Here is a 14,793-nt window from a genome sequence, read left to right on the forward strand (position 1 = left end):
GCCAGCGACCCGGCGCGCGACATCCCGGTGCTCGCCGCGCTGGCCCGACGCGGCAAGCTCGACCTCGAAGCGTTGGTCACCAGGCGGATCGGCATCGACGACGTCGAGGCGGCGTTCACCGACATGAGCGCCGGGCGCGGTGCCCGCAGCGTGGTGTGCTTCGCGTAATCCTCAGTCCGACAGCGTGATTGCCTGCTCCGGGCAGTTCTGCTCACCGGCCTTGGCCTGCGCCTCGAGGTCGCCTGAGACCTCCTCGACGAGCACGACGCAGTGGCCCACGTCGTCGGCGTCGAAGACGTCGGGCGCCAAGGTGTAGCAGCGGCCGTGCCCGGTGCAGCGGTCGGCGTCGACCATGACGCGAGTCATGACGCCGGGAACACCAACGGCAGCGACTCCACCGACCGCAGCGCGGCGGTGTAGGTCAGCTGCGTGCCTGGCTTGACCTCGTATTCCGGTATGCGGCGGTGGAATTCGCGCAGTGCCACCCGCAGCTCCATGCGGGCGAGGTGGGATCCCAGGCAGCGGTGCGGGCCGCCGCCGAACGCGCGGTGCCGGTTCGGATTACGGCTGAAGTCCACGACCTCCGGATCGGGAAACTCGGCGGGGTCGGTGTTGGCCGCGCCGAGCAGCGGGCTGATCCGTTCGCCCTTGCTGATGGGGCACCCGCCCACCTCGGTGTCCTGGATGCAGACGCGGGCCACGCCGGGCACGGGGGTCTCCCAGCGCAAGAGTTCCTCGATGGCGCTCGGCAATATGTCGGGCTGCTCGACGAGCTGGCGACGGTGCTCGGGGTGGCGGGCGAGGAACACGAAGAAGCAGTCCAGGGAGTCCGTCACGGTGTCCAGCCCGGCGATCAGGAACAGGATGCAGATGTCGAGCAGCTCCTCGCGCGTCAGCGGTTTGCCTTCCACGTTCGCCGCGATCATGGCGGACAGCACGTCGTCGCGCGGGCTGGCGATGTGGTCGTCGATGGCGCGCTCGAAGTACTCGTAGATCTGTTGTGCGGTAGGGGCACCCGACTCGTGACGGCGGTCGAAGCCCGCGTCGCCCTCCGGCCGGATGATGCCGTCCTTCCACTGAAGGAACTGGTCGAGATCCTCCAGCGGCAGGCCGAGCAGCTGGAGGAAGACGGTGCAGGGCAGGGGAACGGCGAACTCTTCGTGGAAGTCGCATTCGCCCCGCCCGGCGAACCGGTCGATCATCTCGTTGACCAGCTGGCTGACTTGGGGTTCGCGCCGGGCCATCTCCCGCGGGGTGAACAGCGGGTCGAGGATGCGGCGGTACTTCGCGTGATCGGGCGGGTCGATTTGCAGCGGGATCATCGGCCGGACGTTGCCGAGGTCGACGGCGTCCATGTTCGACGAGAACAGCTCGGTGTGTTTGAGGGCCATCTCGATGTCGGCCAGGCGACTGAGAACCCATGCCGAGGGCGACCGGAACACCGGGGTGGTTTCGCGCAACGCCTTGTACATCGGCTGCGGGTCAGCGAGTCCCGCGAACGCCTGATCGACATACCCTTCGGTTTCTGTCATGCGGTCAGCGTGACACCAACATCGCTATTTAGGCAATGATTGAATAAATGCGGCCGTGGCCGAATGCCGCTGGTCAGCAGATTCCGCGGCGAGTACCGTGGACCGTCGCGGACGAGTTGGCCGGGCGGCCGCGGCTCGCATGGCGAGTCGAGGAAAGTCCGGACTTCACAGAGCAGGGTGATTGCTAACGGCAATCCGAGGTGACTCGCGGGAAAGTGCCACAGAAAACAGACCGCCACCCTCGCGGTGGTAAGGGTGAAACGGTGCGGTAAGAGCGCACCAGCATTCCGGGTGACCGGAGTGGCTAGGCAAACCCCACCCGAAGCAAGGCCAAGAAGGCCGCACCCGGTGCGGCCGCGCAGGCGCTCGAGGGTTGCTCGCCCGAGCCTGCGGGTAGGCCGCTCGAGGCACCCGGCAACGGTGTGTCCAGATGGATGGTCGCCGCCCCGCCGCCGTTGCTTATGCCGCGGCGGCGGGGAACAGAATCCGGCTTACAGGCCAACTCGTCCGCCCACCGCGTTGGCGCCTACCGCACCGCCTTGGCGAGTTTGCGCAGCGCGTCGTCGAGCTGCTGGCGGCACCGCTCGGCGAGGTCGGCCTCCTGCTGATACAGCAGCCCGTAGGTGAACGTGTCCTCGCCTGCCGTGTGCGCGGCTTCGGCCTGGTGACCCAGGTGTTCGCGGCTGACGACGCTGTCCTGGTGGTCGCCCAGCAGCGTCTGGATCGCCTTCGCCTGCTCGGACACCTGCGTGGCGCCGGTGGCGGCGGCGGTGTAGCGAAGCCGCTTGGCGCGCTTGCGAATTCGGTGCAGCGCCAGGTCGTGTTCGTGCTCGTCGCCCGATTCCAGCTGGGCGGCGGCCTTCGCCGCCTTGCGGACCTTGCGGTAGGCGGCATCCAACGTCACCGGCTGCGCCGGCTCCTCGCCCGGAACGGCCGCGGGAACTTCGGCCACCCACGCGTCGAGGGCGTCGAGCAACCGGAAATACCGTTGCGAACGCATCGCGATGAGCGACCGCCGCAGGCCGGTCTGGTAGCGGCGACGCGCCCCCTCGACGAGCCGTTCGCGGATGCTTCCCCGCACCAACTCGGGCGGCAGCTTGTCCAAGGCCTGCTGGTAGCGCTCGGCCAGCACCTCGGCGTCGCGGGCCACGCCCAGCACGTTGCCGAGCTCGCGAAGCTCGTCGAGGATCCACGCGTTCTCGGACAAGCCGAACGAGCCCTGGGAGTCGGCCAGCAGGCTGCGGATCTTCCTGATGGTCACCCGCATCTGGTGCACGGCGTCATCGGCGTCGGCGCGCACCGCGCGATCCCACACCAGCAGCTCGCCGACCTGCTCGGCCACCGCCCGGTGCACCGGGTCGGCCGGCCGCGCCGCGTCGTCGGGGCGCGCCGCCGCGCCGAGCACGCGGGCCAGTTTGGAGGCGTGACCGGCCGGCGCGGCGCCGGCGTCCAGCAGCCGGTTGCTCAACCGGCTCAGCAACTCGGTGTCGGCCGCGCCGTTGCCCTCGGCGAGCTCGAGCTCCCACTCGCGCCACTCCTGTTCGGCGGGTTGTCCGTCGGAGTCCCCGGCCGCCCACGCGGTGACGTGGTCGTTGCTGAACTCCGCCAGCGCCGCCCCGTCCGCGCCGTAGAGCACCTGGGTCTCGCGTTGGGTGCTGATGCGCGCGACGGGTGCCAGCGGACGCTCACGGACGATGGCCAGCACCACGTCGCGCAACTCGGCCGGCACGGTGTCTTGGTCCGACGCGTCCAGCGGCGCGCGCACCTCGGTGCGCGCCTCCGGGCCGGACGGCAGCTTGAGGTGCCAGCCCGCGTCGTGACCTCCGGTGCGGCGGCGCAGGGTGATCTTGTTGCGCGCCAGGTCCTGCGTCGGCGTGTCGAAGTACGTCGCGTCCAGCGATTCGACCGGCGACTTGTCGACGTGCGCGACCGCGGCGATGCCTTCGAACGACGGTGACACCGTGGACTCCACCACGTCGAACTTGCGCTCCACCTCCAGATGGCGCGAGGTTTTCGGCGCTTTCACAGGCATTCTCGGCTCCATTGCGGCGGCGGATGAGGCGGCGGGTGGGCAACACATAGGGTGCCACATCGCGGTAAAGCGCTAGGGGTTGAGATGCATCGCCCCGCCGGTCAGCTGGCGAATCGTCTGGATTTCGCTGTCCTGAAACGGCCGCCCGTCGGGTTGCAACAGGTCATGGAACCACACGTCCGGGATCGCAGGGTACGGGTGATCCCACGAGTCCCAGGGAAAGTAGGTCTGGGTCTTGCCCGCGACGAGCCCCCAGTTGATCGCACCGACCTTGTGGCGCTTGGCAATTGGCAGGATGTCCGCGACGGTGCTGCCCAGGGGCCGGGCCAGGTACTCGGTGCACAGAATCGGGCGGTCCTGCGAGGCGAGCTCGTCGATGCGGCTCTCGAAGCCGGCCGGCTCGCCGTAGGAGTGGAACGTGAGGATGTCGGAGTTGTCGAGCTGAATGCCGGCGATCGCGCTGGTGCTGCCGGCGTCCGGCCATTCGCCCTGCCACACGGCGCTCGTCAGGGGTTGGGCGGGATCGACCGAACGGGCCCACGCGAACACCTGCGGAAGCAGGTCGGCGACCAGCTGCTCCTTGTCGGGCCGCTCAACCGTCGCGTAGTGGTGCGACGGATTGTCGGGCTCGTTCCACAGGTCCCAACCCAAAACCCGGTCGTCGTTGCGGAATTGGGTCAGCACGCCCGTCACGTACGCGCGCATGGTGTCGAGGTAGCCGCGGTCCCCGAGGCGTTCGGCGCCCGGGCCCTGCACCCAGCCCGAGTTGTGGACGCCGGGCGTCGGCGCGCGCTGCGGGCCGACCTTCGGGAACGGGTCCCAGCAGGAATCGAACAAGACGAAGAGCGGTTTGATGCCGCGGTCGGCGGCGATGGCGACGAACTGGGCCAGGCGGGCCTGGAACCCGCGCTGATCCTGGGTCCAGAGCTGGTCGTGCAGGAACACCCGCACAGTGTTGAATCCGGCGGAGCGGGCCCAGCCCAGCTCGACGTGGATGCGCAGCGGGTCGAAGGTGTCGGGCTGGAACATCTCCAGCTGGTTGATCGCGTTCGACGTGACGTAGTTGGCGCCGACGAGCCAGCCCTGCGCCCGGTACCAGCGGTCGGCGCGCTCGGGTGACCACCGGCCCGAATCCGGCGGGCCGGGGGGCGGTTGCGCGGCGGCGCGGGGCACTCGCGTCAGGGCGGCGCCGCCCGCCAAAAGCAGCGGCAATGCCAAGACAGTTCGGCGGCGCACGAGGCCACCATGATCGCTGTCGACGATTTCTTCAACCCCGCTCACGAACCCCGATCGCCCACAACAGCAACCCTACCAGCGGTGTCACGCAAGAGGTTTCAGCAATGTCCGGCGTGATCGGGAGCGGCGGTTCAAGCGGGGAAAAGGCCGGTACGCGCGCCTTCCGGCTAAGCGGTGTCTAGAAGCAGTGCTCCTCGGCGGGAAAGGTGCCTTCGGCCACCTCTTGGGCGTATTGCGTTGCGGCCTTTCGCAATTCGGCCCCGATGTCGACGAACCGCTTGACGAAGCGCGCGGGCTTGCCGCCGCTCAGGCCGGCCATGTCCTGCCAAACCAGGACCTGGGCGTCGCAGTTGGGACCGGCCCCGATGCCGATGGTCGGGATGGTGAGCTTGCCGGTGATCTGGGTGGCCAGCTCGGCGGGCACCATCTCCATCACGACGGAGAACGCTCCGGCCTCGGCGACGGCGATCGCGTCGTGCACGGTCTGTTCGGAGGCGTCGCCGCGGCCCTGCACCCTAAAGCCGCCGAGGCTGTTCACGCTTTGTGGCGTGAAGCCGATGTGCGCCATCACGGGGATGCCCGCCGCGGTCAGGCAGGCGATCTGGTCGGCCACCCGCTCGCCGCCCTCGAGCTTGACGGCGTGCGCGCCGCCCTCCTTCATGAAGCGGGTGGCGGAGGCCAGCGCGGCGGCCGGGCCCGCCTCGTAGCTGCCGAACGGCAGGTCGGCGACGACCATCGCGTGCTGGGCGCCGCGCGCCACGCCACGCACCAGCGGGATGAGTTCGTCGATCGAGACCGGCACGGTGGTGTCGTAGCCGTACACGACGTTGGCGGCCGAATCACCGACCAGCAGCACCGGGATGCCGGCGTCGTCGAAGATCCGGGCGGTCGAATAGTCGTAGGCCGTGAGCATCGCCCACTTGTGGCCTTCGGCCTTCATTTTCTGCAGGTGGTGCGTGCGAATCCTGGTCGGCGGCTTGGCGGGCGCGGACGGGTTGGCACCATAAGGGTTCTGCTCAGACATCATTGTCCCTGGTAGTGGTCGGATCGATCCTCGTGGCCATTCAGGTCCCCGGGTTCGCTGACTCCCGCCATTCTGCCATCTCCGGTGCGCGGTTGCACCGCCCGTGTGGTGTGAGACATACCATTCTCCGCATGCAGCGGCTCAGCGGTCTCGACGCCAGTTTCCTGTACCTCGAGACCCCCGCGCAGCCCATGCACGTTTGCTCGATCATCGAGGTCGACACGTCGACGATGCCGGGCGGCTACACCTTCGACCGGCTGCGCGACGCGCTCACGCTGCGCATGAAGGCGATGCCGCAATTCCGCGAAAAGCTCGCCGACAGCGCGCTGAACCTCGATCACCCGGTGTGGGTGGAGGACGAGAACTTCGACGTGGACCGCCACCTGCACCGCATCGGGTTGCCGCCGCCGGGCGGCCGCAGCGAGCTGTCGGAAATCTGCGGGCACATCGCGTCGCTGCAGCTGGACCGGAGCCGGCCGCTGTGGGAGATGTGGGTGATCGAGGGCGTGGCGGGCACCGATTGTCACGGGGATGGTCGGGTCGCGGTGATGACCAAGGTGCACCACTGCGGGGTGGACGGGGTGACCGGCGCCAACCTGATGTCGCAGCTGTGCGCCACCGAGGCCGACGCGCCCGCGCCGGATCCGGTGGACGGCGTCGGCGGCGGCAGCGGGTGGCAGATCGCCGCGGGCGGGCTGGTCCGGTTCGCCAGCCGGCCGCTGCGGCTGGCCAACGTGGTGCCCCAGACCGTGTCCTCGGTGGTCGCGACGGTGCGCAAGGCCGTCGACGGCCAGGCGATGGCGCGTCCGTTCGCCGCGCCGCGGACCGCGTTCAACGCCTCCATCACCGGTCGCCGCAACATCGCCTACGCCCAGCTGGACCTCGAGGACGTCAAGACGGTGAAGAACCATTTCGGCGTCAAGGTCAACGACGTCGTGATGGCCCTGGTGGCCGGGGTGCTGCGCCAGTACCTGGCCGAGCGCGACGCCCTACCGGACTCGTCGCTGGTGGCGTCGGTGCCGGTGTCGGTGCACGGAAAGTCGGATCGCCCGGGCCGCAACCAGGTTTCGGCCATGTTCTCCAGCCTGCACACCGAGATCGCCGATCCGGTCGAGCGGCTGGCGGCCATCGCCGAGGCGAATTCCCTTGCCAAGGAACACAGTTCGGCGATCGGGGCCTCGCTGCTGCAGGACTGGACGCAGTTCGCCGCGCCGGCGGTCTTCGGCATCGCGATGCGGCTGTACGCCCGGACCCGGCTGACCGAGAGCATGCCGGTGCACAACCTGGTGGTGTCCAACGTCCCGGGTCCCCAGGAGCCGCTGTACTTCCTGGGCTGCCAGGTCAAGGCGATGTATCCGCTGGGGCCGATCTTCCACGGGTCGGGGCTCAACATCACCGTGATGTCGCTGAACGGCACGTTGGACGTCGGGCTGATCTCGTGCCCGGAGTTGCTGCCCGATCTGTGGGAGATGGCCGACGACTTCGCGGTGGCGATGGAAGAACTGCTGGCGGCCGCCGGGTAGTTCGCCGCTGGAGGCGCTCATCAGAATCTCAGGTTGGCTCTGGCAGCATATGTGGGCATGGGGTTGTCTCGCCGCGACAAGATCGCGCGCACGCTGCTGATCTGGACGGCGATCGCGGCCGTGGCGATGCTGCTCGCCGGCTGCCTCCGCGTGGTCAACGGGCGCGCCGTCATGGCGGGGCCCAAGCTGGGCCAGGCGATCGAATGGACACCGTGCCGCTCGTCGAACCCCAAGGCCAAGATCCCCAGCGGCGCGATGTGCGGCCGGCTGGCCGTGCCCGTCGACTACAACCACCTCGACGGCGACGTGGCCACGCTGGCGATGGTTCGGTTTCCGGCCACGGGCGACAAGATCGGCTCGCTGGTGATCAACCCCGGCGGCCCCGGCGAGTCCGGCATCGACGCCGCGCTGAGCGTCGTGCAGACCCTGCCCAAGCGCATCCGCGAGCGCTTCGACCTGGTCGGTTTCGACCCCCGCGGCGTGGGGTCGTCGCGGCCGGCCATCTGGTGCAACTCCGACGCCGACAACGACCGGCTGCGCACCGAGCCCAACGTCGACTACAGCCCGGCCGGCGTGGCCCACATGGAGGACGAGACCAAGCAGTTCGTCGGCCGCTGCGTCGACAAGATGGGCAAGGACTTCCTGGCGAACGTCGGGACCGTCAACGTCGCGCGCGACCTGGACGCCATCCGCGCCGCACTCGGCGACGACAAGCTGACCTACCTCGGCTACTCGTACGGCACCCGGATCGGATCCGCCTACGCGGAGGCCTACCCGACGAAGGTGCGCGCGATGATCCTCGACGGCGCCGTCGACCCGAACGCCGACCAGATCGAGGCGGATCTGCGCCAGGCCAAGGGATTCGAGGACGCGTTCAACGACTTCGCCACCGACTGCGCCAAGCAGCCGACCTGCCCGCTGGGCACCGACCCGGCCAAGGCCGTCACCGTGTACCACAGCCTGGTGGACCCGATGGTGGACCCGAACAACACGATGGTCGGCAGGCCGATACCCACCAAGGACCCGCGCGGGTTGAGCTACGCCGACGCCATCGTGGGCACGATCATGGCGCTGTATTCGCCGTCGCTGTGGCACCACCTGAGCGACGGCCTGTCCGAGTTGGTCGACCACCGCGGCGACACCATGCTGGCGCTGGCCGACATGTACATGCGCCGCGACCCGCACGGCCACTACAGCAACGCCACCGACGCCCGGGTGGCGATCAATTGCGTTGACCAGCCGCCGATTACGGACCGCGCCAAGGTGATCGACGAAGACCGCCGGTCCCGCGAGGTCGCCCCGTTCATGAGCTACGGCCAGTTCACCGGGGATGCCCCGCTGGGCACCTGCGCGTTCTGGCCGGTGCCGCCGACGAGCAAGCCGCACGCGATCACGGCGCCCGGCCTGGCCCCGACGGTGGTGGTGTCGACCACGCACGACCCGGCGACTCCCTACAAGGCCGGCGTCGACCTGGCGCAGGAGCTGCGCGGCTCGCTGCTGACCTTCGACGGGACCCAGCACACGGTCGTCTTCCAGGGCGACAGCTGCATCGACGACTACGTGACGGAGTACCTGATCGGCGGCGACACGCCGCCGAGCGGCGCCAAGTGCTAGGGCCGTTGGCTCGCCGAGCGTGCACTGACTGCGGGATTCCGGCTAGATTTTCGCGCTGAATGCACGTTCGAGGACTTTGTCGGAGCCGTCGCGCACACTCCTGCCATGCATGAGCCGTTTATCGGGAGCGAGGCGGTCGCTGCTCGGATTGTGAGCCCGCACGCGCTGCGCAGCCGATTCCGAGCGATCCATCCCGACGTCTACGTCAGCGCCGATACGGAACTCACCGCGGTGTTACGCGCGCGGGCGGCGTGGTTGTGGTCCCGCCGGCGCGGCGTCGTCGCGGGTCGCTCAGCGTCGGCGCTGCACGGCGCCAAATGGATCGATGATCGCGCCCCGGCCGAGTTGCTCTACGCGTATCGCCGTCCGCCCAGCGGAATCCGCACCTGGTCGGATCGCGTCGCCGACGACGAGATACAACTGATCGCCGGGATCCCTGCAACGACACCCGCTCGAACAGCTCTCGACCTCGCCTGCCGTTATCCGATGGACAAGGCGGTCGCCGCCGTCGACGCGCTGGCTCGCGCAACCGGTCTCAAAATGATCGATGTCGAGATGCTCGCCGACCGGTACGGGGGACGTCGAGGCATCAGGGGTGCCCGTCAGGCGCTGGCGCTCGTCGATCCGGGCGCCGAGTCACCCCGGGAGACCTGGCTGAGACTTTTGTTGATCCGCGCGGGCTTCCCGCCGCCGCAAACCCAGATCCCGGTTTACGACGATTACGGCTGTCTGGTCGCGGTCTTCGACATGGGTTGGGAGGACCTCAAATTGGCAGCCGACTACGAAGGCGATCACCATCGCACCGACCGAAGGCAATTCAATCGCGACATTCGACGTGCCGAAGCCGTCGCGGAATTGGGTTGGGTCGACGTACGGATTACGGCAGAGGACACTCCTGCCGGGATCATCGGTCGCATTTCGGCGGCGTGGCGGCGCCCAACGTGCACTCAGCGCGGAATTTCGGCCTGATTTTCGCGCTGAATGCACGTTCGGCGATTAGGCCGCGACGCGCCGAGGCGAGATCAAGCCGTGACCATTCCGCGTTCGGACGGGTATTCGGTGCTGCAAATATTGACAGCCATGTCGCGCCTGAGACCGTTGAGCTCGGCGCTGCTGTCGTTCGGGATTTTGGTTGCGGGACAACAGGTACTGCCGGTGGCCGGCGCGACCCCGGAACCGGGTGCGGGCCAGACCCCGACCCCGGCTCCGCCGGCCGCCGCGGCGCGTCCGCAGGGCTGGGGCAGCTGCAGCCAATTCCTGACCGACACCAGCGACGTCCCCACCGCCCAGTGCACCACCGTGTCGGTCCCCGTCGACTACGCCAATCCGGGCGGCGCGCAGGCCAAGCTGGCGGTGATCCGGGTGCCCGCGACGGGCCGGCGGATGGGATCGCTGTTGGTCAACCCCGGCGGGCCGGGCGCGTCCGCGGTCGACATGGTCGCCGGCATGGCATCGGACCTGGAGAACAGCGACATCACCCGAAACTTCGACCTGGTCGGGTTCGACCCTCGAGGCGTGGGCCACTCGACCCCGCAGCTGCGCTGCCGCAGCGACGCCGACTTCGACGCGTTCCGGCGCGAACCGATGGTCGACTACAGCCCGGGCGGGGTGGCCCACATCGAGCAGCTCAACCAGCACCTGGCCCAGCAATGCGCCAGCCGGATGGGCAACGCGTTCCTGGCCAACGCGGGAACCGCGTCCGTCGCGCACGACATGGACATGGTCCGCCAGGCGCTGGGCGACGACCAGATCAACTACCTCGGCTACAGCTACGGCACCGAGCTGGGCACCGCCTACCTCGAGGGGTTCGGCGACCACGTGCGGGCGATGGTGCTCGACGGCGCCATCGACCCGACGGTGGACCCGGTCACCGAGAACATCAACCAAATGGCCGGATTCCAAACGGCTTTCAACGACTACGCCAAAGACTGCGCCCGCTCGGCCGGCTGCCCGCTGGGTACCGATCCCGCTCAATTCGTCAACCGCTACCACGCCCTGGTCGACCCGCTGGTCGCCAAGCCGGGGCGGACGTCGGACCCGCGCGGGCTGAGCTACGCCGACGCGACCACCGGCACCATCAACGCGCTTTACACCCCGCAGCACTGGAAGTACCTGACCAGTGGCCTGCTCGGGCTGGCGCGCGGCACCGACGCCGGTGACTTGCTGTTGCTGGCCGACGATTACGAGGGCCGGGACAAGAACGGGCACTACAGCAACGACCAGGACGCGTTCAACGCCGTGCGTTGCGTCGACGCGCCGACGCCGACGGATTCGGCGACGTGGGTCGCCGCCGATCAAAAGATGCGCCAGGTCGCCCCGTTCCTGAGCTACGGGCAGTTCACCGGCAACGCCCCGCGCGACCTGTGCGCGCTGTGGCCGGTGCCCGCCACCTCCAGGCCGCACGCCGCGGCGCCCGTCGCGCCGGGCAGGGCCGTCGTCGTCTCCACGACGCACGACCCCGCCACGCCGTACCAGGCCGGTGTGAACCTGGCCCGGCAGCTCGGCGCCCCCTTGATCACCTACGACGGCACCCAGCACACCGCCGTGTTCAACGGCGACCAGTGCGTGGACACCGCGGTGGTGCGCTACTTCGTGGCGGGCGCGCTGCCGCCCGCGTCGCTGCGGTGCCGGTCCTGACCTAAACCGCCGGTTTCCGCTCGGGCGTCCTGCTAGGTTGCATTCACCTGACGGATGGAGGACCGCCGGGCTAGTGACAACCGGGGCTAGCTGGCAGGTGGACCGAAATGTCGTTTGTAATCGCGGCGCCGGAGCTGATGGCCGCGGCCGCATCGGATTTGGCCGGCATCGGGTCGGCGCTGGGCGCGGCCCGCGCGGCGGCGGTCTCGACGACGGGCGTGCTGGCCCCAGCGGAGGACGAGGTGTCGGCGGCCATCGCGGCGCTGTTCTCCGCCCACGGCCGGCAGTTCCAGGGACTCGGTGCGCAGGCGGCGGTGTTTCATGACCAGTTCGTGCAGGCCTTGCGGGCGGCGGCGGGGGGCTATACGGCGGCCGAGGCGGCGAATTCTTCGCCGCTGCAAACCGTCTGGCAAGACGTGCGGGGGGCGATCAACGCGCCCACGCAATTGTTGTTGGGGACCCCGCTGATCGGCAACGGCACCAACGGCGCGCCGGGGACCGGGCAGCCCGGCGGGCCGGGCGGGCTGTTGTGGGGCAACGGCGGCAACGGCGGGTCCGGCCTGCCGGGGCAACCCGGCGGCCGGGGCGGTAACGCCGGGCTGCTCGGCAACGGCGGGGCCGGCGGGGCCGGCGGGCCCGGTGCAACCGGCGGCGTCGGCGGGGCGGGCGGCACCGGCGGCGTCCTGTTCGGCAATGGCGGTGTCGGCGGCACCGGCGGGGCCGGCCTTGCGGGCGGCGGTATCGGTGGAGCCGGCGGGCCCGGCGGGGCGGGCATCGGTCTGCTGAGCATGGGCGGTAACGGCGGCGTGGGCGGGACCGGCGGCACCGGGTTGGCCGGCACCGCCGGCTCTGTCAACGGTGGCACCGGCGGTGCCGGCGGGGTAGGTGGTGCCGGCGGCGCAGGCTCGGGCTTGTTCGGTGAAGGTGGTACCGGCGGCGCCGGCGGCGATGGCGGCCCGGGCGGCAGCACCACCTTCAGCGGCGGTGTCGGCGGCACCGGCGGCGTCGGTGGCAACGGCGGAATCGGCTTGAACGGCGGCCATGGCGGCAATGGCGGTGCCGGCGGCCAAGGCGTCCTCATCACCGCCAGCGGCGCCATCGCCGGCGGTGGTGGCGGCGGCGGCGGCGCCGGAGGCAGCGGCCAATTGGGCGGCTTGTTCATCACCGGCGGAAGCGGCGGCACCGCCGGAGCCGGCGGCCCCGGCGGCGGCGCGGAACTGATCGATCCCAGCCTCAGCCTCGACCTGACCAGCGGCGGCGGCGCGGGAGGCCAAGGGGGCGGCTCGAACTTGCTGATCACCGGCGGTACCGGTGGCGGTGGTGGCGGTGGCGCGGCCGTCAACGTCGGTGCCACCACGATCACCGGCGGTTCCGGCGGCAACGGAGCGGGTCCCGGGGTCTTCGTCCTCAACGGCGGAGGCGGCGGCACCGTCACCGGCACAACGGCCTCATCCGTGGAAGCCGCCGGGGGCGGCGGTGGCGGTGGTGGCATCGGCCTCAGCGGTACCGGCGGCGGTGGTGGCACCGGCGGCGGCGTCGATGGGGGCACCGGCGGCACCGGCGGCGCCGGCGGTACTGGCGGCAGCGGCGGCGCCAACGGCAACAGCGGCACCGGAAGCGGCGGCGGCACCGCTGGAGCCGGCGGCGTAGGCGACGTCCTCAGCGGCGGTGGCGGCGGTGGCGGCGGGGGCAGCGCCGCCGTCATGGGCACCGGCACCGGCACCGCCACCGGCGGCCGCGGTGGCACGGGCCTCTAGCACCCCACATCGGCCGCGGCCGGCCGCCGCAACGGTTCTGAGCGGGAGTCGGTAACACAAAATTAACAGCGGTTGCCTACTGTTCGAGTTATGGATCGACAGAAGGAATTCGTCCTCCGCACCCTGGAGGAACGGGACATCCGCTTCGTTCGGCTGTGGTTCACCGATGTGCTGGGCTACCTCAAGTCCGTCGCCATCGCCCCGGCCGAGCTCGAAGGCGCCTTCGAGGAGGGCATCGGCTTCGATGGGTCCTCGATCGAGGGCTTCGCGCGGGTCTCGGAATCCGACACCGTCGCCAACCCCGACCCGTCGACCTTCCAGGTGCTGCCCTGGGCGACCTCGTCGGGCCACCACCACTCCGCCCGGATGTTCTGCGACATCACCATGCCCGACGGCTCGCCGTCCTGGGCGGACCCGCGGCACGTGCTGCGGCGCCAGCTGCAGAAGGCCAACGACCTCGGTTTTTCCTGCTACGTGCACCCGGAGATCGAATTCTTCCTGTTGAAGCCCGGAGCCGACGACGGGTCGCGCCCCGTCCCCGTCGACAGCGCCGGCTATTTCGACCAGGCGGTCCACGACTCCGCGTCCAACTTCCGCCGGGACGCCATCGAGGCGCTGGAGTTCATGGGCATTTCGGTCGAATTCAGCCATCACGAGGGCGCGCCCGGCCAGCAGGAGATCGACCTGCGCTTCGCCGACGCGCTGTCGATGGCGGACAACGTCATGACGTTCCGCTACGTCATCAAGGAAGTCGCGATCGAAAACGGCGCGCGGGCGTCGTTCATGCCCAAGCCGTTCGCGGAACACCCCGGCTCGGCCATGCACACCCACATGAGCCTGTTCGAGGGCGACGTCAACGCCTTCCACAGCACGGACGACCCGCTGCAGCTGTCGGACGTCGGCAAGTCGTTCATCGCCGGGATCCTCGAGCACGCCTCGGAGATCAGCGCCGTCACCAACCAGTGGGTCAACTCCTACAAGCGGCTGGTGCAGGGCGGCGAGGCGCCCACCAACGCGTCGTGGGGTGCGGCCAACCGGTCGGCCTTGGTGCGGGTGCCCATGTACACCCCGCACAAGACGTCGTCGCGGCGCATCGAGGTGCGCAGCCCCGACTCGGCGTGCAACCCGTACCTGGCGTTCGCCGTCCTGCTGGCCGCCGGATTGCGCGGGGTGGAGAAGGGCTACGTGCTGGGGCCGCAGGCCGAGGACAACGTGTGGGATCTGACGCCCGAGGAACGCCTCACGATGGGATACCGCGAGCTGCCCACCAGTCTCGACGCCGCGCTGCGCGCCATGGAGGCCTCCGAGCTCGTCGCGGAAACCTTGGGGGAGCATGTGTTTGACTTCTTCCTGCGCAACAAGCGCACGGAGTGGGCGAACTACCGCAGCCACGTCACGCCCTACGAGCTGCGCACCTACCTGTCGCTGTAGGCGGGCT

General features: G+C 69.6%; 11 protein-coding genes and 1 other RNA gene. 7 read left to right on the plus strand and 5 right to left on the minus strand.

The window, feature by feature from the left end; genetic code table 11:
- Positions 1-171: 171 nt before the first annotated feature.
- Both A5655_RS10765 and A5655_RS10770 read right to left on the minus strand, forming a co-directional pair.
- Positions 172-366: a ferredoxin gene (locus tag A5655_RS10765; protein WP_067009445.1), complete on the minus strand. Its 195-nt coding sequence runs from the start codon at positions 364-366 to the stop codon at positions 172-174.
- Positions 363-1,532, minus strand: a complete 1,170-nt coding sequence (locus A5655_RS10770) for a cytochrome P450 (protein WP_067009448.1) — start codon at positions 1,530-1,532, stop codon at positions 363-365. The genes A5655_RS10765 and A5655_RS10770 overlap by 4 nt, the downstream gene beginning before the upstream one ends.
- 112 nt (positions 1,533-1,644) lie before the next feature.
- Here A5655_RS10770 and rnpB point away from each other — a divergent pair.
- Positions 1,645-2,042: RNase P RNA component class A (gene rnpB / locus A5655_RS10775), an RNA gene on the plus strand.
- Positions 2,043-2,058: 16 nt separating this feature from the next.
- Here the strand turns inward: rnpB and A5655_RS10780 are convergent.
- From A5655_RS10780 to panB, 3 genes are all read right to left on the minus strand, one after another.
- The gene (locus A5655_RS10780; RefSeq protein WP_067009451.1) at positions 2,059-3,564 is read right to left on the minus strand and encodes a CYTH and CHAD domain-containing protein; all 1,506 of its coding nucleotides are present in this window, start codon (positions 3,562-3,564) and stop codon (positions 2,059-2,061) included.
- 72 nt (positions 3,565-3,636) lie between these two features.
- A complete protein-coding gene (locus A5655_RS10785) occupies positions 3,637-4,800 on the minus strand; it encodes a cellulase family glycosylhydrolase (RefSeq protein WP_067009546.1) in 1,164 nt (387 codons plus the stop codon).
- 178 nt (positions 4,801-4,978) lie between these two features.
- Positions 4,979-5,824: a 3-methyl-2-oxobutanoate hydroxymethyltransferase gene (gene panB, locus A5655_RS10790; protein WP_067009549.1), complete on the minus strand. Its 846-nt coding sequence runs from the start codon at positions 5,822-5,824 to the stop codon at positions 4,979-4,981.
- Between the two features lie 131 nt (positions 5,825-5,955).
- Here panB and A5655_RS10795 point away from each other — a divergent pair, with 131 nt between their 5' ends.
- The 6 genes from A5655_RS10795 to glnA all read left to right on the plus strand — a co-directional run bounded on the left by A5655_RS10795 (position 5,956) and on the right by glnA (position 14,786).
- Positions 5,956-7,347, plus strand: a complete 1,392-nt coding sequence (locus A5655_RS10795) for a wax ester/triacylglycerol synthase family O-acyltransferase (RefSeq protein WP_067009454.1) — start codon at positions 5,956-5,958, stop codon at positions 7,345-7,347.
- A gap of 51 nt (positions 7,348-7,398) precedes the next feature.
- Entirely contained in the window at positions 7,399-8,961 is a 1,563-nt protein-coding gene (locus tag A5655_RS10800; protein WP_156764814.1) for an alpha/beta hydrolase, read from the plus strand.
- A gap of 105 nt (positions 8,962-9,066) precedes the next feature.
- On the plus strand, positions 9,067-9,930 hold the full coding sequence (locus tag A5655_RS10805) for a hypothetical protein (protein WP_067009460.1): 864 nt from the start codon (positions 9,067-9,069) through the stop codon (positions 9,928-9,930).
- 102 nt (positions 9,931-10,032) lie between these two features.
- On the plus strand, positions 10,033-11,598 hold the full coding sequence (locus tag A5655_RS10810; RefSeq protein ID WP_156764815.1) for an alpha/beta hydrolase: 1,566 nt from the start codon (positions 10,033-10,035) through the stop codon (positions 11,596-11,598).
- A gap of 107 nt (positions 11,599-11,705) precedes the next feature.
- Positions 11,706-13,355: a PE family protein gene (locus A5655_RS10815; protein WP_067009466.1), complete on the plus strand. Its 1,650-nt coding sequence runs from the start codon at positions 11,706-11,708 to the stop codon at positions 13,353-13,355.
- A 90-nt stretch (positions 13,356-13,445) separates the two neighbouring features.
- Positions 13,446-14,786: a type I glutamate--ammonia ligase gene (gene glnA, locus A5655_RS10820; protein WP_067009469.1), complete on the plus strand. Its 1,341-nt coding sequence runs from the start codon at positions 13,446-13,448 to the stop codon at positions 14,784-14,786.
- The last annotated feature ends 7 nt before the right edge of the window (positions 14,787-14,793 follow it).

The sequence above is a fragment of the Mycobacterium sp. 1081908.1 genome (assembly GCF_001673535.1).
In the GTDB taxonomy this organism is placed as follows: domain Bacteria; phylum Actinomycetota; class Actinomycetes; order Mycobacteriales; family Mycobacteriaceae; genus Mycobacterium.

Coding starts and splice junctions, on each gene's coding strand:
- A5655_RS10765 (WP_067009445.1), bottom strand. CDS start 366: ATGACTCGCGTCATGGTCGACGCCGACCGCTGCACCGGGCACGGCCGC.
- A5655_RS10770 (WP_067009448.1), bottom strand. CDS start 1,532: ATGACAGAAACCGAAGGGTATGTCGATCAGGCGTTCGCGGGACTCGCT.
- A5655_RS10780 (WP_067009451.1), bottom strand. CDS start 3,564: ATGCCTGTGAAAGCGCCGAAAACCTCGCGCCATCTGGAGGTGGAGCGC.
- panB (WP_067009549.1), bottom strand. CDS start 5,824: ATGTCTGAGCAGAACCCTTATGGTGCCAACCCGTCCGCGCCCGCCAAG.
- A5655_RS10795 (WP_067009454.1), top strand. CDS start 5,956: ATGCAGCGGCTCAGCGGTCTCGACGCCAGTTTCCTGTACCTCGAGACC.
- A5655_RS10805 (WP_067009460.1), top strand. CDS start 9,067: ATGCATGAGCCGTTTATCGGGAGCGAGGCGGTCGCTGCTCGGATTGTG.
- A5655_RS10815 (WP_067009466.1), top strand. CDS start 11,706: ATGTCGTTTGTAATCGCGGCGCCGGAGCTGATGGCCGCGGCCGCATCG.
- glnA (WP_067009469.1), top strand. CDS start 13,446: ATGGATCGACAGAAGGAATTCGTCCTCCGCACCCTGGAGGAACGGGAC.